Origin of the sequence: Neomelitea salexigens DSM 19753, from assembly GCF_000422345.1 — a bacterium.
GTDB lineage: Bacteria > Pseudomonadota > Gammaproteobacteria > Pseudomonadales > Spongiibacteraceae > Spongiibacter > Spongiibacter marinus_A.
Genome location: NZ_AULP01000004.1, coordinates 21,451 through 41,505, shown reverse-complemented (window position 1 = coordinate 41,505; position 20,055 = coordinate 21,451). Strand labels below are relative to the sequence as shown.

Annotated in this window: 21 protein-coding genes; 10 read left to right on the top strand and 11 right to left on the bottom strand. The window is 55.4% G+C overall.

The annotated features are described in order from the left end of the window. Positions 1-16: 16 nt before the first annotated feature. The 11 genes from H573_RS0107745 to gloB form a co-directional block, all read right to left on the bottom strand. Positions 17-496, bottom strand: coding sequence for a low molecular weight protein-tyrosine-phosphatase (locus tag H573_RS0107745; protein WP_036256206.1), 480 nt, complete (start codon positions 494-496; stop codon positions 17-19). 76 nt (positions 497-572) lie between these two features. Next, positions 573-1,694 carry a class I SAM-dependent methyltransferase gene (locus tag H573_RS0107740; RefSeq protein WP_084497989.1) on the bottom strand — a complete coding sequence of 374 codons (1,122 nt, stop codon included), beginning with the start codon at positions 1,692-1,694 and terminating at the stop codon, positions 573-575. Positions 1,695-1,698: 4 nt separating this feature from the next. Beyond that, positions 1,699-2,589, bottom strand: a complete 891-nt coding sequence (locus tag H573_RS0107735; RefSeq protein ID WP_027873766.1) for a tyrosine-protein phosphatase — start codon at positions 2,587-2,589, stop codon at positions 1,699-1,701. Further along, the gene (locus H573_RS17485; protein WP_036256146.1) at positions 2,586-3,656 is read right to left on the bottom strand and encodes an AraC family transcriptional regulator; all 1,071 of its coding nucleotides are present in this window, start codon (positions 3,654-3,656) and stop codon (positions 2,586-2,588) included. Before H573_RS17485 ends, H573_RS0107735 begins: the two co-directional genes overlap by 4 nt. Before the next feature lie 66 nt (positions 3,657-3,722). Next, positions 3,723-4,706: an ABC transporter ATP-binding protein gene (locus H573_RS0107725; protein ID WP_027873765.1), complete on the bottom strand. Its 984-nt coding sequence runs from the start codon at positions 4,704-4,706 to the stop codon at positions 3,723-3,725. Next, complete coding sequence (locus H573_RS0107720) at positions 4,699-5,691, bottom strand: ABC transporter ATP-binding protein (protein WP_027873764.1); 993 nt, start codon at positions 5,689-5,691, stop codon at positions 4,699-4,701. Before H573_RS0107720 ends, H573_RS0107725 begins: the two co-directional genes overlap by 8 nt. Then, on the bottom strand, positions 5,684-7,510 hold the full coding sequence (locus H573_RS0107715; protein WP_027873763.1) for an extracellular solute-binding protein: 1,827 nt from the start codon (positions 7,508-7,510) through the stop codon (positions 5,684-5,686). The genes H573_RS0107720 and H573_RS0107715 overlap by 8 nt, the downstream gene beginning before the upstream one ends. Next, positions 7,503-8,552 carry an ABC transporter permease gene (locus tag H573_RS0107710; protein WP_027873762.1) on the bottom strand — a complete coding sequence of 350 codons (1,050 nt, stop codon included), beginning with the start codon at positions 8,550-8,552 and terminating at the stop codon, positions 7,503-7,505. Before H573_RS0107710 ends, H573_RS0107715 begins: the two co-directional genes overlap by 8 nt. Then, positions 8,552-9,580 (bottom strand): ABC transporter permease subunit, encoded by a 1,029-nt coding sequence (locus H573_RS0107705; RefSeq protein WP_027873761.1) that lies wholly within the window; start codon positions 9,578-9,580, stop codon positions 8,552-8,554. Before H573_RS0107705 ends, H573_RS0107710 begins: the two co-directional genes overlap by 1 nt. A gap of 27 nt (positions 9,581-9,607) precedes the next feature. After that, on the bottom strand, positions 9,608-11,179 hold the full coding sequence (locus H573_RS17480; RefSeq protein ID WP_051171114.1) for a lytic transglycosylase: 1,572 nt from the start codon (positions 11,177-11,179) through the stop codon (positions 9,608-9,610). 6 nt (positions 11,180-11,185) lie between these two features. Next, positions 11,186-12,007: a hydroxyacylglutathione hydrolase gene (gene gloB / locus H573_RS0107695; protein ID WP_234701847.1), complete on the bottom strand. Its 822-nt coding sequence runs from the start codon at positions 12,005-12,007 to the stop codon at positions 11,186-11,188. A 43-nt stretch (positions 12,008-12,050) separates the two neighbouring features. Between gloB and H573_RS18950 the strand changes: the two genes are divergently transcribed. The 10 genes from H573_RS18950 (at position 12,051) to H573_RS0107645 (ending at position 20,030) form a co-directional block, all read left to right on the top strand. Beyond that, entirely contained in the window at positions 12,051-12,815 is a 765-nt protein-coding gene (locus H573_RS18950) for a class I SAM-dependent methyltransferase (protein WP_051171113.1), read from the top strand. 4 nt (positions 12,816-12,819) lie between these two features. Beyond that, entirely contained in the window at positions 12,820-13,269 is a 450-nt protein-coding gene (rnhA, locus tag H573_RS0107685; RefSeq protein WP_027873759.1) for a ribonuclease HI, read from the top strand. Positions 13,270-13,271: 2 nt separating this feature from the next. Continuing rightward, the gene (dnaQ, locus tag H573_RS0107680) at positions 13,272-14,003 is read left to right on the top strand and encodes a DNA polymerase III subunit epsilon (RefSeq protein WP_027873758.1); all 732 of its coding nucleotides are present in this window, start codon (positions 13,272-13,274) and stop codon (positions 14,001-14,003) included. Between the two features lie 157 nt (positions 14,004-14,160). After that, complete coding sequence (locus H573_RS0107675; protein WP_154653861.1) at positions 14,161-15,906, top strand: FimL-related protein; 1,746 nt, start codon at positions 14,161-14,163, stop codon at positions 15,904-15,906. After that, positions 15,893-16,546: a hypothetical protein gene (locus H573_RS0107670; protein WP_027873756.1), complete on the top strand. Its 654-nt coding sequence runs from the start codon at positions 15,893-15,895 to the stop codon at positions 16,544-16,546. Before H573_RS0107675 ends, H573_RS0107670 begins: the two co-directional genes overlap by 14 nt. Before the next feature lie 59 nt (positions 16,547-16,605). Then, on the top strand, positions 16,606-17,640 hold the full coding sequence (gene sohB, locus H573_RS0107665; RefSeq protein ID WP_027873755.1) for a protease SohB: 1,035 nt from the start codon (positions 16,606-16,608) through the stop codon (positions 17,638-17,640). 13 nt (positions 17,641-17,653) lie between these two features. Next, a complete protein-coding gene (locus H573_RS0107660) occupies positions 17,654-18,646 on the top strand; it encodes a YhdH/YhfP family quinone oxidoreductase (RefSeq protein WP_036256143.1) in 993 nt (330 codons plus the stop codon). Next, the gene (gspG, locus tag H573_RS17470) at positions 18,647-19,120 is read left to right on the top strand and encodes a type II secretion system major pseudopilin GspG (protein ID WP_051171112.1); all 474 of its coding nucleotides are present in this window, start codon (positions 18,647-18,649) and stop codon (positions 19,118-19,120) included. 45 nt (positions 19,121-19,165) lie between these two features. Beyond that, a complete protein-coding gene (locus H573_RS0107650; RefSeq protein ID WP_027873753.1) occupies positions 19,166-19,435 on the top strand; it encodes a hypothetical protein in 270 nt (89 codons plus the stop codon). 178 nt (positions 19,436-19,613) lie between these two features. Continuing rightward, positions 19,614-20,030, top strand: a complete 417-nt coding sequence (locus H573_RS0107645; RefSeq protein ID WP_027873752.1) for a hypothetical protein — start codon at positions 19,614-19,616, stop codon at positions 20,028-20,030. The last annotated feature ends 25 nt before the right edge of the window (positions 20,031-20,055 follow it).

Below are 20,055 nucleotides of genomic sequence, written 5' to 3'. Positions count from 1 at the left end.
TTCGGGGCGTGCCACGCTAGAGCTGGTGCTGCTGACGGATGTGGCTCAGTAAGGCGTCAATGGCGTTTTCCAGCGTACGTATGACATGGTCGAACTGTTCGGCGTTGTCATAAAACGGGTCGGGTATTTGGCTGTTACCGCCGTTGCTTTGATAGTGAAGCAGTAGGTTGATCTCCCCGTCAAAGTCCGCTGGTGCCCAGGCCTCAACATTGCTGAGATTTTTGCGATCCATCACTATGACGTAGTGGCTGCGATGGTAGTCGTCATCGCATATTTGCCGGGCGATTTGTTGGGAAATATCGTAGCCCGCTTTCTCAGCGGCCTGAATGGAGCGTGGGTCGGGCGCCTTGCCAATGTTAAATGCTGCGGTACCACAGGAGTCCACTGAGATATGCTCGCTAAGTCCGGCCTCGGCAACTTTATATTCGAGAATACCCTGGGCCGCAGGCGAACGGCAGATATTCCCCAGGCAAACAAACACTACGTGAATAGACATAAACAGCTCAATAAATAACAGAGCCGTCAAAGTAGCATGCTGCACCGGAGCGCAGCATCACCCATTTGGTGGGCCGCTATTTCTGCGCTAGCAAGACGACAAACTTCGCGTCCGAGCGCAGCACCTCACAGTTGCCAAAGCGCTTCTTTAATAATTTGTGGTAGTCGAGATGACGGTTCCCCACAACGCAGAATTGGCCGCCGGGTGCCAAATGCGCATGGCTGTCTGAGAACATCTGGCGCGCGATGTGATCTCCCAGCTGCTGCTCTTGGTGGAACGGCGGGTTACAAACGATGGTGTCGAACGGGGCGCCATCGTAACCGTGCATGCAATCGCGGGCATAAAACTGGGCAGCGGCACCCGGCAGATTATCGCGCACATTGTGCTTGGCGCTGTCTATTGCCATATAGGATTCATCGAAAAAGTGCAGCGCCGTCTCGGGCCAACGCTTTCCCGCCATAATGCCCAACAGCCCGTTGCCGCAACCCAAGTCCGCCAGTGAGCCGGGGGTGCGAAGGTCGCCCAATGCGTCGAGCAACAAGCGGCTACCTCGGTCTAACTTGCCCCGTGAAAAAACATTGGCGCGATTGCTGAGTGAAATGCCCAGTTCGCTACTGTCTAGAGCCAGCGAGTCGTCATCGACGGCCGCGCCGGGGCTTAGTGATTGCAGGTGTATCAGGCGGGCTTTTTTCCATGCCAGGCTCGCTGCGGCCTCGCCAATGCTTTCTGAAAACACCGCCATGGTTGAGTTGTCCAGGTACTTGGCCATGCAGGCGCCAATAAATGCCGAGGGTGAGTGCAGTAGCTGAGCGATGTGCTGGAGCTGATAACGCATGTAACTGTGGTTGCGTGGCAGCCGATAGATAATGCGATCGAAGCTGCCGGTGGGTGCCTCGCAGCTGCTCAGCAGTGCGGGAGCATTGCGTTGGTTTGCCGCGCAATTTTCGAGGCATGCCCGATGGGCGACCGCCGAGTCTGACCAGGAAATACACTCATAGTCCGACAGCGCGGCAGCGAGACAGCCAAAGGCGTCGTTTACGAGCAATAGGCGACTGCCCTGTGGCGGAGGGTTCTCGGCAAATTGATTGAGCAGGTAGCGATCGGCGGCATCCCAGGCCTGAAGTACTTCGTTGCGACGGCGGGGCCGGCGCTGCAGGGTGAGTTCGCCGAAAGGACTTTCCAGAATAGTGGTGTTCAAAGGTTTAGCCGTCTTCGAGTAAAAGCTCGCGAAGCTGCTGACGTGCCAGCGCGTCGAGTTTTAGGCCATGCTCAAAGTAATCCGCCAAGCTGCCGTAGTGCTCATCGATCGCCTCAAAGGCGGCGTTAATAAACTGTGGCTGAACATGAAATAAGGTGCGAATTACCGCTTCGTCGGCGGTTAACATGTCCATTTGGGCAATCTGCTCGATCACCTGGTCGATGCGCTCCGCCGTGTAGTGATTGGTCGCCAGGTAGTCCTCCATTATCGTATCGTCGGGGACGTCCAGGGCGTGAAGCAATAGCGCGGCGGCAAGGCCGGTTCGATCTTTTCCTGCGGTACAGTGAAAGAGCTGGGGGTAGTGGTCCTGTTCTAAAAGGGAGTGCATCCACTGACGGTAAACGGGTGTGTAGCGCACCACCATCTCGCGATTGGCGTCTACCAGAAAAGCCGCCATATCATCGGCACTGACATCTTCCTGTTGCAGGCGCGCGGTGACCAGCTCAATTTGTGCCGCATCGACGGTGATGGGCATGGCATCGACCCGAACCGCGTAACCGCTGGCCAGTGCATGGGGCGCCGACAGGCGTTCTTCGTCTGACCTGAAGTCAACGATCCGCTTTACTTCCAGCCTCTGCAAGTAACGCTGGTCCTCCTCGCTGAGTGAGGACAGCTTGTCGGTGCGATAAATCATGCCCCATTTAAGTTGCTGACCATCGCGATTTTTATAGCCGCCGAGGTCGCGAAAATTATGCGCTTGTTCAAAGGGCAATTTGCGAAGGCTGTGGCGTTCGTGATGGGGCAACTGGCTGGGAATTGGCCGCTGCGCCGCAGTCAAGCCACGGTGTTGGGAGGCCAAGTGGAGGCTTTTTGCAATCTTGTCGTACTGACTCATTGGGCGGGTTTCTCGGCGGAGTGGGGTGACTGCCGGCTGGCGCGGTATTCGCCGGGTGTCATGCCGGTCCATTTTTTAAAGGAGCGGTGAAAAGCGCTGGGCTCATCGAAACCCAATAGTGCCGACACGGCATTGATTTTAAGCTCCGGCTGGTTGAGCCAACGCAGAGCGTGCTCCTTGCGTAGCTCGTCCTTGAATTGCTGATAGGTGGTTCCCAAATCTTTGAGCCGGCGGCGCAGGGTGCGCACAGACATATTCAGGTTTTCTGCCATTGTCACCACACTAGGGAATTCGTGGCTGAGATCATTGCCGACGATGCGCTTCATTTGTGACAGCAGAGAGCTGTCGTCATCGTCTTGCGATACCAACAGATGGTAGGGGGCATCGCGAAGGAATTTGCGCAGTGATTCCTCCGTGTGAATCAACGGGCAGTCCAGGCAGTGCTCGGCCAATAAGAAAGCGTTGTGTTCACGGCCGTAGTGAATTTCGCAGTTAAACAGGTGTTCAAAGTACTCGGGGTTGTCGGGTGCGCTGGCCTGCATGTGCACGGCAATCAACTCAAGCGGTTTACCAATAAGCCATTGGCAGAAGCGGCGCCAGATCGCCATGGTATGCGCCATGGTGTAGCGCTGGTCAATGGTGTCATCGCTTTCTGCCAGCTCCACGTCGCTGGGGAAGCGGTAAAAGGCGGTACCGTCGCCGAGGCGCTCCACCGGTCGGCGCGCCGCACTGGGAACGTCGCTCAAGGTTCTGCAAAACACGATAAATTCGGCGGCGCGGCGCAGAGCTTGTTCCAGTGTTTCACAGTGGATGATAAACAGTGACAGCATGCGAAAGCTGCCGGCCGGCGTTCGCTGACGAAGGCCCAGGCCAAAAGACTCGTCTTGCAGCAGCCACATAACGCGGCGATAAATCTGCGAGTAATACTGGGCGTCAATGGGAGAGTCCAGGTCCGCGCTGGGGGACAGCGGGTCTATCGGTAACTGTAGAGACCTGAGGAGTTCGGCACCGTTGTAGCCCTGCGCTTCGGCAACCTGCAGCATGCTGCGGGCATATTTCAGCGGCACGGGGTCTCTTTTAGCGTGGGGGTTGCTGCGCACGACGATTATCCGAGATCAGTTTTGCTGGCTAGTTTACGGTAAATCATCGGGAATTTCCCGCCAGAAGTGGCACGCGATTTCGCGGCCGTCGTGACGCTTTTCCAAACGCGGCGGCTGCGTGAGGCACTCGGGGCGTTGGTGGCGGCAGCGTCCGGCAAAGCGACAGCCCTGGGGCATTGCCATGGGGGATGGCATATCGCCGCTTAGGGCAGCTTGGGGCAGTGTCGGGCTGGCCAATTGTGGCACTGCACTGAGCAGGGCGCGGGTGTAGGGGTGGGCGGGCCGCTCGCACAGCGACCGAGCATCACCGATTTCTACCAACTCTCCGAGATACATCACCGCGATGCGGTCGCTCATGTGTTTGACAACGGAGATGTCGTGAGAAATGAACAGCATCGCCAGTGACAGCCGTTGCTGTATGTCCAATAGCAGATTCAAGATTTGCGCCTGTACTGAGACGTCGAGCGCAGAAACGGCTTCGTCGCAGATCAGCAGTTTGGGCTCCAGGGCAATGGCGCGCGCAATACCAATGCGCTGGCGCTGACCGCCGCTAAATTCATGAGGGTATTTGCCAAGTGCAGAGGGCGGTAGGCCAACGAGTTCGAGTAATTCGTTGACGCGGCGACGACGCCAACTGCTGCTGCCTAAGCGGTGGATGATCAGCGGCTCTTCAAGAATCGTTGCCACCGTGTGACGGCTGTTCAAGGACTCGAACGGGTCTTGAAATACCATCTGCATATCGCGTCGCAGCGGGCGCATTTGCGTAGCGCTGAGGCCAGTAATATCCCGGCCCTCGAACTCTACCGTGCCGGAGGTAGGGCGGTGCAGGTTAAGTAGTGCTTTACCCAGACTGCTTTTGCCACAGCCGGACTCCCCAACCAACCCTAACGTCTCACCTGGCTGCAAAGCGAAGCTAACGCCGTCCACTGCCCGTAGTAGCAGTTTTGGTTTTAGGAAGCCCTGGGACTGAGGGAAGTGCAGTGATAGGTTTTCGGCCCGTAGCAGTGCTTCAGTCATCAATTACCCTCCAGTGGTGACAGGCAATCTCTGCGCCATTGTCTCGCGGCGTAATAGCGGGCGCGCTTTGCTGGCACTGCGGCGTTGCATGGTCGCAGCGATTGGCAAAACGGCAGCCTGGCGGCATGGCGTCAATACTGGGCACTTGACCACCCAGCGCGTTTAAACGGCTCTTCGGCGCGGCAGCTTTCGCGGGTAGTGCGGCTAACAGCCCTTTCGTATAGGGATGCTTGGGTTTGGCAAAGAGCGCTGTGGCACGATTTTGCTCAACAATTTCCCCGGCATACATCACTGCCACACGGTCGGCCAGCTGGGAAACCAGCGCCAGGTCATGGGTGATAAACAGCATTGCCATATCGCGTTTTTGCTGCTGGGTTTTAAGTAGCTGGAGTATTTGCGCCTGAATGGTGACATCCAGAGCGGTGGTCGGTTCATCGGCGATAAGCAGTTTGGGCTCGCCGGCCAGTGCCATAGCAATCATCACGCGCTGGCGCATGCCGCCAGAGAGCTGGTGGGGATAGCTGGAAAGCCGCTGCTCGGCGGCGGGCATACCGACGTCTTGCAACAGCGCGATACAGCGTTCACGTCGCTGTTTTCGGTTGAGTTCAGGGCAGTGCAAGCGCAGTGTTTCGCCAATTTGTTGTGCGATAGTGTGCACCGGGTTCAGTGCGGTCATCGGGTCCTGAAAAATAACTGCGATATCGCGACTGCGCAGTGACCGGAAGGCCTGTGCGTCGCGGCAGTCGATTTCGCTGCCGCAGTAGTGAATTCGCCCGCCGGAGATCTCCGCCTGGGGCCGCGGTAGCAGGCCCATCAGCGACATGGCGGTAAGGCTCTTGCCGCAGCCTGATTCGCCGACCAGACCCAATGTTTCGCCGGGGAGAATCTGCAAGCTCAGTTGATTGACCAGCTGATGCTGCTGGCCGCCATCGTCGGTAATGCTGATGCAGAGCTTATCTGCGCGGATAACGGCTGATTCATTCATCGTTAGCTGCCCAGCGTTTGTTCACAATCATGACAGGGTCCAGGGCCTTGTTGCGGGATTTGGCCTCGTCAACCCGCTGCTGTTCATCACTGTCGATCCAGAATAGGCCGCCTGTGCTGCCCAGCGGATCGAATAGGCTGTCGGTGCTGCGAGTACCGTGAAAGTCCGGCAGTTTTAGCCAGCGCCAGAATGCTTCGCGGGTGTAAGGCACTTTAAAAGTGGGGATAAATGAGCCCTGCTCGAACACCAATTGTTCCAATTCGTGTGCCAATTTGACTCGACTGACCTTGTCTGTGGCGGCGCGATAGGCATCGATTTTTGCGTCGATTTCCGGGTTGTCGGTGTTGGTCACATTGTTTGTTTGGGGCTTGTGGGCATTGTCCGAGTGATAGAACTGCCAATAGCGTGGCGACAAGCCTCCGCCTGACCACGCCATCCAGGCGGCTTGGTGTTTGTTTTCCAGAATTTGTTTGAAGGCGGCCGAGGGGTCGAGAAGTTGCAGTGACAGCTCTATACCGGCTTTGCGCGCCTCCTGCGCCAAGATCACCAGGCGGTCGTTGTGGCCGCTGCTGTAGTAAGTTACGCGAATGCTCAGGCGCTGCCCGTCTTTTTGCCGTATACCGTCGGGACCACGCGTGTCCCAACCGGCGTCGTTTAGCAGACGGTTGGCTTTGTCTAAATCGAATTCGCGGGCGCGAATATCGGGGTTGCTGTAATCACCATAGCCTTCGTGGGCGGTTTGTAGGCGTTCGTAGTCACCGTGCAGCACGGTGTTAATCACCTTGTCGATATTAAGGGCATGAGCAATGGCATAGCGAACGTTGCGGTCGCTGAGCAGTGGGGCATCCTCGTTGAGGAACAAGCCGGAAATCGGCCTGGGAACGCTGTTATAAAATTTGATTTTACCCGCATAGCCCTGCTCAAAAATGCGCCCCTGGGCTTTTTTATGCCACAGCCGCGGCATGAGCAGGGGGAAACTATCCAGCTCGCCTTTGCGAAAGTACTGATACGCGATATTGATGTCCCGTATGAGCTTTACTCGCAAAAAATCGGGGTTGAAGCGGTGCTGGAAGTAACGCTTGTCATTCCCCCACCAATCTTGTTTTCGGCGGAACTCAATATATTTGCCCTTGCGAATGGTGTCGATAACGTAAGGGCCGGTGTTGGGCGCTATTTTCCAGTTGTAGTCGCGCACCCAGTTTTCATCCAGTTTGTGGAAATGGGCGGGTACCGGCGAAATACTGTATTCAAACAGCATTTCATCGCGGGGTTTGGCAACGCTGCCGAGAATGCCGATCGTGTGGTCGTCATACTTTACGACATCGAGGATCACGGTGTTGTAATGGTTGTTATACCACGGTGCCAATATGAATTTAGAACGCATAAATTGCAGTGCAAACAGATAGTCGTCGGCAGTAACGGGTTTACCGTCGGACCATCGAGCATCCGGGTCTAAGCGGTAATAGAGGCTATGTCCGTCGTCGCCAAACGCCCAGTGCGTGGCAAGTTCCGGGATGGGGTTAAGCGTGTTCGGGTGTATGCCGACCAGCCCAAGATGGTTGGCGCGCATATAGCTTGCAAAGCTGCCATTGGAGTCGGGGCCTACCAAACGCAGCGTGAGCGGGAAGGTTGTAATAAAGCTGCGAAAGCGGCCGCCGCGCTTGGCTTCAGGGCTGGCGAAAAAGGGGTCGCTCAGGTTGGTTTGCCAAGAGAGATTCGCGGGCAACTGTTCGGGCAGCTTGGCGTCTTCCCCGGCGTAAAGCCACAAGGGAAAAGCCGCGACGAATAACAACAGCAGTTGTGAGAGGCGTTTATTCATAGAAGCTGAATTTTCGTGGATCGTAGGCATCGCGAATCGCCTCGCCGACATAGGCAACAAGCATCAAGATTAGGGTCATGGCCACGACTACCGAGCCAACCAGCCACAGCGATTCCATGTTTTCTGTGCCCTGCTTGAGCAGTTCTCCCCAGCTGGGTGTTGGCGCGGGAAGGCCAAAGCCTAAATAATCCAGTGCGGTAAGTGCCGTGATACCCGACGCCACGGAGAAGGGAACAAAGGTGATCAGTGTCGATACGCTATTCGGCAGGATATGCCGAAAAACAATACGGCTACCCGAGGCGCCGAGGGCTCGCGCTGCCATCACATAGTCTCGGGAGACCTCCTTGTACGTCGCGGTACGCATATACCAGGTCATGGCGGTCCAGCCGAAGAACGCCATAATGAACAGCAGGGTCCAGAAACCCGGGGTGATGATGGAGGCGACAATCATAATCACATACAGGAAGGGGACATTGGACCAAATTTCGATAATGCGCTGGAAAAATAAGTCAAAGGCGCCGCCCCAGTATCCCATCATGCAGCCAATGGCGACGCCAATAGCGTAGTTAAATACCAATAGCACAAGCGAGAATAGCATCGCCGTGCGAAACCCGTAGATCAGCCTGGCGAGAACGTCGCGTCCGCTGGTGTCGGTGCCCAGATAATGCCGTGTGGTGAGCGACGGTGCGTGAGGCGGGAAATCCCCGGCTATCAGGTCATTTTCCAGCGGACCAAAAGGAATAGGGGGCATGAGCACCCAATTGCCCTCGCCGGCGTCGCGAAACTGCTTTTGTAGTTCGCGGTAATTCGGTTCGTAGTCGATATCCAGGCCAAAATCCTTGCCACTGTGTTGCGCCCCGAAGGTTGGGAAATAAAGCTCACCCTGATAACTCACCAGCAGTGGCCGATGGTTGGCAAGCAGCTCCGCGCCGAAGCTGAGGGTGGTCAATACCAGCAGCAACCAAGCGGAAATATAGCCTCGGCGGGATTGTTTGAAACGCTGCCAGCGCTTTTGGGCGACGGGGTTTCGCAGCAGAGTCATCAACGGCTCCCTCCACCAAAGCGAATGCGGGGGTCAACAATGGCCACGCAGATATCGGAAAGAATATTGCCGATAAGGTAGAGCAGGGAGGAGATCACCAAGATGCCCATCACAATGGGGTAGTCTCGCTCAATAATGGCTTCGTAGCCGAGCAGGCCAATACCGTCGATATTGAAAATGGTCTCGATCAAAAACGAGCCGCCAATCAGCAGGGAGATATTGTTGCCAAAGGAGGTGGCGACGGGAATGAGGCTATTGCGCAGCGCGTGCCGGCGAACGCTTTTTCCTAAACTCAGGCCCTTCGCCGCCGCTGTGCGCATGTAGTCTGCCGATAAATTATCCATCAAGGCGTTTTTCATCATCAGGGTTGTCACCGCAAAACTGCCCGCTAAATAGGCAATGAGCGGCAGCGCGGCGTGGTGAAAAACGTCTTTGGCCTTGGCCAACGGCGAGAGTTCCTCGAAGTTGTCGGAGACGAAGCCGCCGAGAGGAAACCAGTCGTAGTAACCGGCAAACACCGAAATCAATGCAATACCGATGACATAGCTGGGTAGCGCGTAACCCAGAAACACCACTGCTGACGACAGATTGTCAAAGCGGCTGCCGTGGTACATGCCTTTGAGCAGGCCCAAGGGGATACAGACGAGGTAGGTGAGCACCAGTGTTGTCACGCCGTAGAATACGGAGACCGGAAAGCGCTCCTTGATGATGTCCCAAACGGGGTCTTGGTAGCGAGTGGAGAGGCCCAAGTCAAAGCGCAGCACCTGTTTTAGCCAGCTGGCATAACTGCTTAGCAAGGGTTTGTCGAAGCCGTAGTAGCGTTTGAGCTCTTCAAGCTGCTCGTCTGATAGGGTACCACCGCCCTCGCTGCGGTGGAGGCTGCCTGCCTCGCCACCGAGCTGGGCCTGGGTCATCATTCGCTCTATCGGCCCGCCGGGAACAACACGGGTGATACTGAACACCAGCAGGGTGATGCCAATGAATGTAGGAATAATCAACAGGCCGCGACGAACGAAATAGCCAAGCATAGGTACTTCCAGTCAGGTGGCTGTTAACTACAGGTCGGCCCGCGTCACGTCGACGTAGAGGGTTAGCGACTGGCCGGGTTGTAAATAACTGCTGCGGCCGATTGAATTCCACTCCAGAATATCGGCAATTTTAAGCTTGAAGCGGCTCGCGATACGCGACAGCGAGTCGCCGCTGCGAACCTTATAACCCACCTTACGCACGATGCCGTCGCCCGACGATGGACCTTTTTTCCAGATCGCCAGTTTTTGCCCCGGTTTGATGAGTGCACCTTGATCCAGGCGATTCCAGCGAATGAGTTGCTTGACTGAGACCTTGTGCCGTTGAGCAATGCCGCTGAGGGTGTCGCCGCGGCGAACAATATGTTGCGACTGGTGGCGGCCGCGCTCAGCAATACCGCGGTCCAAGTTGGGGGAGGTGGTCGCCTGGCTGCTGGCCGGTATCAAGAGTTCCTGGCCCACGCGCAACATATCGCCATTGAGCTTGTTGAAACGCTTAATGCTGGCAATATCGATGTGGTGGCGCTTGGCAATGCTAATCAAGTTGTCACCCGGTGAAACTCGGTAGCGCTGCCAGGCAATGCGCTGTTCTTTGGGCAGAGCGGCCAGGCGTGTTTTAAATTTTTCGGCCTGTTTGCTCGGGATCAGAAGGTGGTGAGGGCCCTCTGGCGCTGTCACCCAGCGGTTGAAACCGGGGTTGTAGCGATACAGCTCCTCGACGCTGATATCCGCCAGTGCAGCGGCTTTGGCTAGGTCAATTTGACTGTCTATGGCCACCTTTTCAAAGCGGGGCGCGTCGGCAACGGCGGGCAAACTGATATTGTAGCGCGCGGGGTTTTGGTAAATTTTGACCAGCGCCAGCAGTTTTGGCACGTAGCGCTTGGTTTCCTTGGGGAGTTTTAGCGACCAAAAGTCTGTTGGCTTGCCCGCTTTGCGGTTGCGGCGAATGGCGCGATTCACCGTTCCCGCGCCGGCATTGTACGCCGCCAGGGTCAGCATCCAGTCGCCGTCGAAGCGCTTGTTTAAGGTGGTGAGGTAATCCAGCGCGGCGTCGGTGGCGACCAGAACATCGCGGCGACCGTCATACCACCAGTTTTGTTGAATGCCGACATATTTGGCGGTATTTGGAATAAATTGCCAGAGACCCGCAGCGCGGCCGTGGGAGTATGCGAAGGGGTCGTAGGCGCTTTCGACAAATGGCAGTAGCGCCAAGTCTATCGGCATATCGCGGGCTTCAAGCTCTTTCACGACGTGATAGATATAATTCCCAGCGCGCGCACTCATCTTGGCCATGTAGTGGGGGTGCTTGCTGTACCAGTCTTCCAGTTTATCGACTTCGCGGCGCTCGGTTAGCGGCAAGAAACTCAGCTGCGCGCTCAGGCGCGCCCAAACATCGCTGTAGCGGCGCTCACTGTCAGGGATCGGTGGCGGCAGTAATTGGTTCTCGAGTTTAGCGATATGCTCACTGCAGCCGTCTAAACAAACAGGGGCATCATTCTTGGCCTGGGGGGGCTGGCTACGATTGCTCGCACAAGCGCCGACGCTGATAAGCGCGGTGGCGAGAGTTAGCCTCAACAAGAGCTGGTAGGTCGTGTTTTTCATGAAAAATTAGCTGTTGTCTTTCCAGCTTCGAAGCGCGGCAAACACCTCTTGCTGGTTTAAGTTATCGTTGCCTTCACGCAGGCAAATGGCCTGGCGAACACCGTCTTGTGCGGTGCGAAGGAATGGGTTGGTCGCCGACTCTTCGTCAATGGTCGAGGGAAGCGTTATCTCTCCGCGCTCTCGCAAAGCCTGCACCTGCTCATAACGATTGCGCAGTGTGGCGTTATTGGGCTCTGCCTTCAAGGCGAACTGCAAATTACTTGCTGTGTATTCATGAGCGCAGTAAACCCGAGTAGAGCCAGGTAAAGACTGGAGTTTACTCAGTGAGTTCAACATTTGCGCCGGGCTACCCTCAAAAAGCCTGCCGCAGCCGCCAGCAAACAGCGTATCGCCGCAAAATAGCAGGGCAGACGCTTCGTTGTAGAAGGCCAGATGGTCCAAGGTGTGGCCGGGGACAGCCAATACACGAAAAGTTTCGCCCAGCACGCCAATGGTGTCGCGGTCTGCCAATGGGCGGTTGATGTGCGGGCAGGACGTTTCCGGGCCACAGACGTCGACGTTGGGGTGTTGCGCCAGTAGGGCCTCAACACCGCCAGTATGGTCCCAGTGGTGATGGGTGATTAGAATTGCGGTAAGCTTTAGCCGGGCATGCTTGAGGAAGTCGATGACGGGCGCTGCATCGCCGGGGTCGACGATAACAGCGTCTTCGCCAGACGAGATGCACCAGATGTAATTGTCGCTGAATGCCGCTATTGGCGTGACCGACAGCTTGCCCATAAATAAACCCTCATTTTGCGTCAGGGTATACAGTTTTCCCTTGTCAGACAAGGTATTAGCTCATGGTGACATGGGTCAAAACAGGGGTGAAATCATGGCAAGATGGCGCGCTCAGCATTCGCCTGAAGTATTGTTGCCCGCACTGCGGCAATGGTTTCGCGGGCCCGTCGGTGGCACCGTGTTACACGAAGAGCAGCGTTTGATGCACCACGCGCTCAGCGACCGAAGTACCCCCGGTCGTCAACTGTTGAATCTCAGTGTGATTCCCGAGCGTTTTAACGTTGATCCGCAGTTGTGCCAGCGCCAATTACACCTCGGCGGGCTGGGGCAGTATGGCTACAGTCAGATACTGGATGCCGTTTGTGACTTCGACCAATTGCCGCTGGCCAATGAATCGGTCGATATGGTGGTATTGCACCACCTCCTGGAGTTTGTAGAAAACCCCCATACCGTATTGCGCGAGGTCGAGCGGCTTATTGTGCCTCACGGCAAACTGGTAATATGCAGCATTAACCCATGGTCCCCGCTGGCCCTGCGAGGGCTATTGGGCAGGCTTAAACGCAGTGCAATGTGGCAGAACCACAGCTTGAGCATCAATCGCATTAATGATTGGTTGTCATTGCTCGGCTTTGAAACGGCAGACGTTAGCTATGGCTTTCACCGCCTGCCGATCAGTTCTCCCAGTTTCTTTATGAACCATCGGCCATTTTCTCCGTCCATGCCAATGGGTGGTGTTTTTGTACTGAGCGCGACAAAATACCGCGCGCCGCTAACCCCAGCGGCGGAGGTCCGTAAGCGCGCTAAAATTCTCCGGCATCCAAGCATGCTTGGGGCAACACGTGATATTAAACATGAGTAACTGAATGACTAGCGGTGACAGTAAAGTTGAAATTTTTACCGATGGTGCCTGCAAGGGTAACCCCGGTCCCGGTGGTTGGGGCGCACTGCTGCGCAGCCACGGGCAAGAAAAAACACTGTACGGCGGTGAAGCCGATACAACCAATAACCGCATGGAACTGACCGCCGCTATCGAAGCGCTCCGGGCCTTAAAGCGGCCTTGTCAGGTGGCATTAACCACTGATTCTCAGTACGTCAGAAAAGGCATCACCGAGTGGATGGCCAACTGGAAAAAGCGCAACTGGAAGACGGCTAGCAAAGCACCCGTGAAAAACGCGGATTTGTGGCGCGAGCTGGATGCTCTTAATAGCCAGCACGACATCGAGTGGCACTGGGTAAAAGGGCACTCGGGTCACAGGGAAAATGAAATTGCCGATAGCTTAGCGAATCGCGGCATTGACGAGTTGAGACGATAACGATGCGCCAGATTGTCCTCGATACAGAAACCACCGGTATTGACCCTAATGATGGCCACCGGATTATCGAAATAGGTTGTGTGGAGCTCGTTGGTCGAAAGCTGACGGGGCGGCACTTCCACCGCTATATCAACCCCGAGCGTGAAGTTGAAGCGGGGGCGATAGAGGTCCACGGTATTACCAATGAAATGCTTGCCGATAAGCCGTTGTTTTCAGCCGTGGCTGAGGAATTTCTCGATTTTGTTCGCGGCGCCGAGCTCGTCATTCACAATGCGCCGTTCGACGTTGGCTTCCTCGATATGGAGCTGGCCAGACTACCGGGCCGGCAGCCAAAGCTTGCAGAAATCTGCGGTGTGGTCGACACCTTGGTCATGGCGCGCCAGAAGCACCCCGGGCAGCGGAATAGCCTTGATGCATTGTGCCAGCGTTACTATGTAGATAATTCTCAGCGCGACCTTCACGGCGCATTGCTCGATGCTGAGATACTGGCCGATGTGTATCTAATCATGACCGGTGGCCAGACCAATCTGGCGCTTGCCGGTGAGGATAGCAACGAGGGCGGGGAAGGCGGAACCAAGGGGATTCGGCGCTTGCCAGCGGAGCGGCCTGCTTTAACGGTGGTGCGCGCCAGCGAGGATGAGCTGGCCGCTCACCTCGAGCAACTGCAGATCATTGATAAAGCCAGTGGCGGCAATTGCCTTTGGCGCAGCACTGAGGCGAGTGACGGCAGCTGATTTCGTGGCGCAGTCGCGCTTTATGCTGTTTGACGCTGTGCATAAGCAAAAATAACTGATAAAAAGACGAATAAATACCGCAGCTTAACTGTCAATTTTACAAGTGGGTTGAGCTTTGTTTGAGCCGCGCCAGGCTCGTGACAACGGGGCATTACCAGTGTTCAAGCAAGCCGCATTGCAAAATAGTATCAACAGTAGCTCCTACGCATTGGTGGGGGAGGAGCTCAGTAATACCCTGCAGCAAGCCACCAATATATTTGAAACCTTCTTGGCGGAGCGCCACGATTTGCGCCTGTTGGATGAGTGCGAGATGGCGCTTCGTCAAATAGGGGGAACCCTGCGGCTGATCGAAGTGCGTGGCGCCGCGCTTATCGCCGATGAAATGCGCTCGCTCTGCCAAGCGATTGTCAGCAATACCGCAGCCTTGCCAGATGCCCAGTTGAACGCCCTGAGCACGGCTTTTTTTGTTCTGCCGCGCTACCTAGAGTTTGTACAAAGTCGAGGCAACGAAATTCCGTTGATGGCGATTACTCACGCCAACGAGCTGCGAGAGGCTCACCGCCAATTACTGCTGCCCGATAGCTATTTCTGCACGAATGATGCCTATGTCTTTAGCCGCGACTCGGAGTTGAAGTTGCGCAGTCAGGCAATGTCCCCTGACGCCTTAGCAGAGCTGCTTAAGCGTGTTCGACAAAGTTACCAGCGGGCCTTATTGGGACTGCTGCGAGACGCGCAACCAGCAATGCAATTCACCTTAATGTCGCGTGCGCTGCGTCGTTTGTGTGGGGCGCTGCCGGCGGGACGGAATCAGCGATTTTGGCTGCTGGCCAGCGCGGTCATAGAGGCCTTTGCCCAGGGTGGCTTGGAACTGAACCCCCGGAGAAAACGCCTGCTAACCGGCTTGGATGGCGCTCTGCGGCGACTGGGTTCAGATAAGGCTGGGGACGAAATCCTGGAACAAGAGCTGTTATTCCTGCTTCGATTGTCGTCCTGGCAGGAGGGGTTTAACGGCAAATTATTACAGGCTATTGGTACTCGCCCCTTCGATATTAATGATGTAGAAATCCAACGCCTGCGCACGCAGATGCTGGGCTTAAGCTACGACACGGTCTCCTCCGTGCTCAACGAGCTCCGGACAGAGCTGCGTCATGCCAAAGATATTCTCGAGTTACTGGCACAACACGGCCGTAGTGACGACGAAGAAATTCGCCCGCTCAGCGAATTGCTGCAGCAGGGCGCCGATGTGCTGCTAGTGCTCAACCTGCCATCACTCTCTGAAGTATTGGGGCGCTATGCCGGCGTGTTGCTGGATCTCATCGGCACTGACCTCAGCAATGCCAGAGCGGTACTTGAAGAGTTGGCGGAAACACTGCTGTTTATCGAAAGTAGCCTGGCTCAGATCGACCGACGCAAGCTCAACTACGATGAGCTAAATGCGCTTAGCATTGATAAGCGCGATAGCATCAGTGCCGACAACCAGGTGAGCGAGGCCACGGCAATCGTGATTGAAGAGGCGAAAAGCGCCATTGGCATGATTAAGCGCGCCATCGCTTCCTATATCGACTCTGGCTTTGATAGCACACATATTGCAAACGTGCCGAGTAGTTTGAGCTCGGTGCGGGGCGCTTTCGATATTTTGAAAATGCGCCGCTTGGCGGCGGTCACCGGGTCAGCAACTCGTTTCGTTAAGGCCTTTATGGGACGCGAAAGCAGCGATGCACAGGGCGATGCGCAAGCACTAGAGACGCTTGCCGATGCGATGATCAGCGTCGAGTATTATCTCGGCGAATTGGAATCGCGCCATATCCCCGACGAGAAAATTTTGCTTATTGCAGAAGACTCATTAAAACAATTGGGCTTTCCGGTAGAGATGGCGCAGGACACGGGAAATGCCGCTTCCTGATCTCTCTACGCTGTTACTGTTAATCTGCGCCAGCAGCCTTCTAATTTGCGTCGTTCTGTTGCTTTCGCTGCGCCGCCGCCCGCTGTCTTGCGGGATTTTACTCCTCGCATTTGCGCCGATGACGGCTACGACTGTCCTGGTCAGCCAAGACCTAATCAGTTATCGCAATTTGGCAGAGGAGCAGCGCATAGCCACCGTATTCGTTGCGCAGTCCAGCGAGAATAGTTTTGCGCTGCGCCTGGATATCGACGGTAATCCCATGCCATTTCACTTCCCCGTGCGCGGCGATGAATGGCGGCTTGAGGGTAGGGTGCTGCGTTGGGATGCTGCGCTGGCAAAGCTGGGTTTGAATAACCTGGTTCGCCTTGAGCGCCTGAGCGGTCGCTATCAACACCCCGAGCGCGAAGCGAATAGCCAGCGAACGGTGCACCCGCTACCCAGCGGTGAATGGCTCGATAGTTGGCCAATGCTCAGTAACTACGCGTTTATTTGGCGTTGGGTGGATGTCGACTACGGCAACGGCGTTTATGCTCCCTTGCAGGACGGCGCAGTCTTTGATGTTTTCCTCGGCCGCAGCGGCATGTTTATTCGGCCCAAAAACCCAATTGCTATCAAGGCGTTGCGTAACTGGTCAACTTGACTGTTGATCGGCCCCGTACCACTATGACGAACCTTTTCTAACTGACTTGGAGCCCGTTTTTGGACTTTCTAGTGGATTACAGTCTGTTTCTCGCGAAAGCGGTTACGGCATTGGTATTTATTGTTTTATTGCTCACCGTTATTACCTCGTTTAGCCAGCGCAGCAAGCGCGAGGGTGAAGACGGCCATGTTGAAGTCAGCCGTCTGCACGAGCGTTTTGAAGACTGGCAAGACACCATGAACTATGGCTTGCTCAGCGAAGAAAAGTACAAAAAACTGCGCAAGGATAAGAAAAAGCAAGACAAGGCCGAGCGCAAAGCCAAGCAGGAAAAAACGAAAAAGCGGCTATTTGTTCTCGACTTCGACGGCGATATTCGCGCCTCTGCAGTGGAGTCATTACGCCACGAAATCAGCGCAATACTCACCGTTGCCAATGACCAGGACGAAGTGCTGCTGCGCCTGGAAAGCCCTGGCGGCATGGTGCATAGCTACGGCCTGGCTTCATCGCAACTGCAGCGACTGCGCGACAAGGGGATTCCCCTCACCATCGCCATCGACAGGGTTGCCGCCAGCGGTGGCTATATGATGGCGTGTATCGGCAATCAATTGCTTGCGGCACCCTTTGCCGTCATTGGTTCAATCGGCGTCGTGGCGCAAATGCCCAACTTCCACCGCTTGCTGAAAAAGCACGATGTCGATGTTGAATTGCACACCGCTGGCGAGTTCAAGCGCACCCTCACTATGGTTGGCGAAAACACGGATGAAGGGCGGAAAAAATTTATTGAAGAGCTTGAGGAAACCCACCAGCTGTTCAAAGAGTTTGTCAGTGAGAACCGGCCGTCATTGGATATTGAATCCATTGCCACTGGCGAGGTGTGGTATGGCCGCCGCGCACTGGACAAAGGTCTAATTGACGGTATTTCCACCAGCGATGACTATCTGCTGAGCAAACGTGAAGACACCGATATTTATGCGGTGCACTTTAAGCAAAAGCGCAGCTTACCCGAGCGCCTTGGCTTCGCTGCTGAAACGGCGATAGACAGAGGCTTTTGGGGAGTCGTTGAAAAAATTCGCAACAGCCGCTTTGTCGGCTAAATCGGGGGAAATAATGACATTTAAAGCCGTACAGGTCAGAGAAGAGCAGGACGCCTATCAGTGCAGCGTTGTCGACAAAGACGACTTTGCTCAGCCCAGTAATGGCGAAGTGCGCGTAGCGGTAGAATACTCGTCGCTCAACTATAAAGATGCACTGTCTGCCGCGGGCAACAAAGGGGTAACCCGCAACTACCCGCACACCCCGGGCATCGATGCCGCGGGCACAGTGCTGGCCTCGTCCAGCGACAATTGGAAGGCGGGTGACCGCGTTATCGTGACGGGCTATGACCTGGGAATGAACACCGACGGCGGCCTGGCAGAACAAATTCAAGTGCCCGGTGAATGGTTACTGGCCGCCCCGGATGGCTTGGACAGTGCAGAGGCGATGGCACTCGGCACCGCTGGATTGACGGCCGGCCTATGCGTGGAGAAGCTCCAGCGCCAATTGGGCGAGCTGAGCGGTCTTAAAATTGCCGTAACGGGTGCCAGTGGTGGTGTTGGTAGTGTTGCCATTGCATTGCTTAATCAACTGGGTGCGGAGGTCACCGCGATCAGTGGCAAGACGCAACAATATGACTTTTTACAGGGCATTGGCGCTCAACATTGTGTGGCGCCGTCGATGCTGGCAGAGTTCGATAAAAAACCAATGGCGAAGCCATTGTTTGATGCGGCAATTGACACGCTCGGCGGCGATCCACTGGCAAACCTGTTAAAAATTATTCAGCCCGAGGGTGCCGTCGCTTGTTGTGGACTGGCTGCCGGGGTGAATATCAACAGCAGCGTTTTCCCATTTATTCTGCGCGGTGTATGCTTACTGGGTGTCGATTCAGTAGAAATTAGTCAGCAACGGAAAGCTGATATATGGCAGCGTTTTGCCGAGCAGTGGAAGCTCGATGACGCGGCGTGGTCTGCTCTGCTAACTGAAATAACCCTCGACGAAGTGCCTGATTATTTGGCGCGCTTCCTTGAGGTATCAGTGAGCGGGAGAATTAGAGTAAAGCTATAAATGCACCTTCGCCTCCGTATGGCAAACCCAGGCCCCGGCACTAGCCGGGGTATTACCCGTCGCGAAATCCTCTTTGTCTTGCTGATCGCCTCAGCACTAACGATATATGTAAGCAGCCTTGTTAAGCAGCGTGTCGATGAGGCTTTGCATGAACAAGCGGAAATTGATCTAGAGCGAATTACCCGGGCGCTGCATCAATATAAGCTTGATAATTTGCGTTACCCAAGCCCTGACCAAGGGCTATACGCGCTGTTGGAAAGTCCTGTCTTAGAGCCTCTCAGCCCGCGTTGGGCCGGTCCCTATTTAAGTCGCAGTAGCCTGATTCGCGACCCATGGAAGCGCGATTATATCTATCACAGCTCCGACGCGCCGCCATCCTTCAGCGTGAAAACCTTAGGTGCTGATGGCGTCGAAGGAGGCAGTGGTGAGAACCGGGATTTGCTCGTTGTTTTTGAAAGTGACAGCGACTACTGAGCTCGGCGCCTGGCGAAGCCGTCACTGGCCGATGGCGCTGCCTTGGTGTTGGTGGGCGACGAAGCATTGGGCGAGACGCTGGGTAAAGCGCCACGCGCGCGTATCTGCGCCGTCGCCAGTGTTTGCGACGATCCATTAACTGTCATCTCAGGTTGCTGCGCCGCCACGCAAAAGCTTATGCAGGAGCAGGCGTTAACCGCCGACGACATCGACCTGTTCGAACTGCATGAAGCCTTTGCCGCCACGGTGGTCAAATGCCAGCGCGACCTCGGTATCAGCGAAGACAAGCTTAACGTGGGTGTGTTGACATATTAAGCACAAGACTTTCATAGAATTAGTAACATACTGATTTAATTGAAATAGTTATATAGGATAAGCTGACGTTTTACAACTTCGACGCGTTTTAATGAATATAAGTCGGCAGGGTTCGAAGATTGACCCTTTTGCAACTCAAGGGTTTACTGTAAGAAGTTTAGAAGATAGATTGTCTTGAATGATTGAACTGTCCTTGCCAAGAATTGACCGCCGCATTGCGCTGGTGGTTGCCCTCCTGCTGAGCCTCGCGGTTCAGGCGCAGGGTGTGTTCGCCTGTCAGCTCGATGAGAGCATGAGCGGGGCGATGGAGCATTGCTGTTGTGACGGTGATGCGATGGACTCCATGCCATCGACGCAGGGCGGCTGCTGCGACTTTGGTGTTCAGTTGCAGCTCACGGGCAGTGATCCAGAAGATCAGCACGATGTGTTGTTTCTGGACATACAGCCGCTACTTAAATTACCTCCTACCGCAGCTTCCTTCGATTTTTATCCGTCGGTTGCTCCAACCGCTGTAACAGCCTCATATTACATTGACCACGCGCTCGCTCGAACGGGACGCGCGACCTACCTCTCTACACTCCGCCTTCGCATTTAAACCCTTCTCGCCACAGGGCTGCACT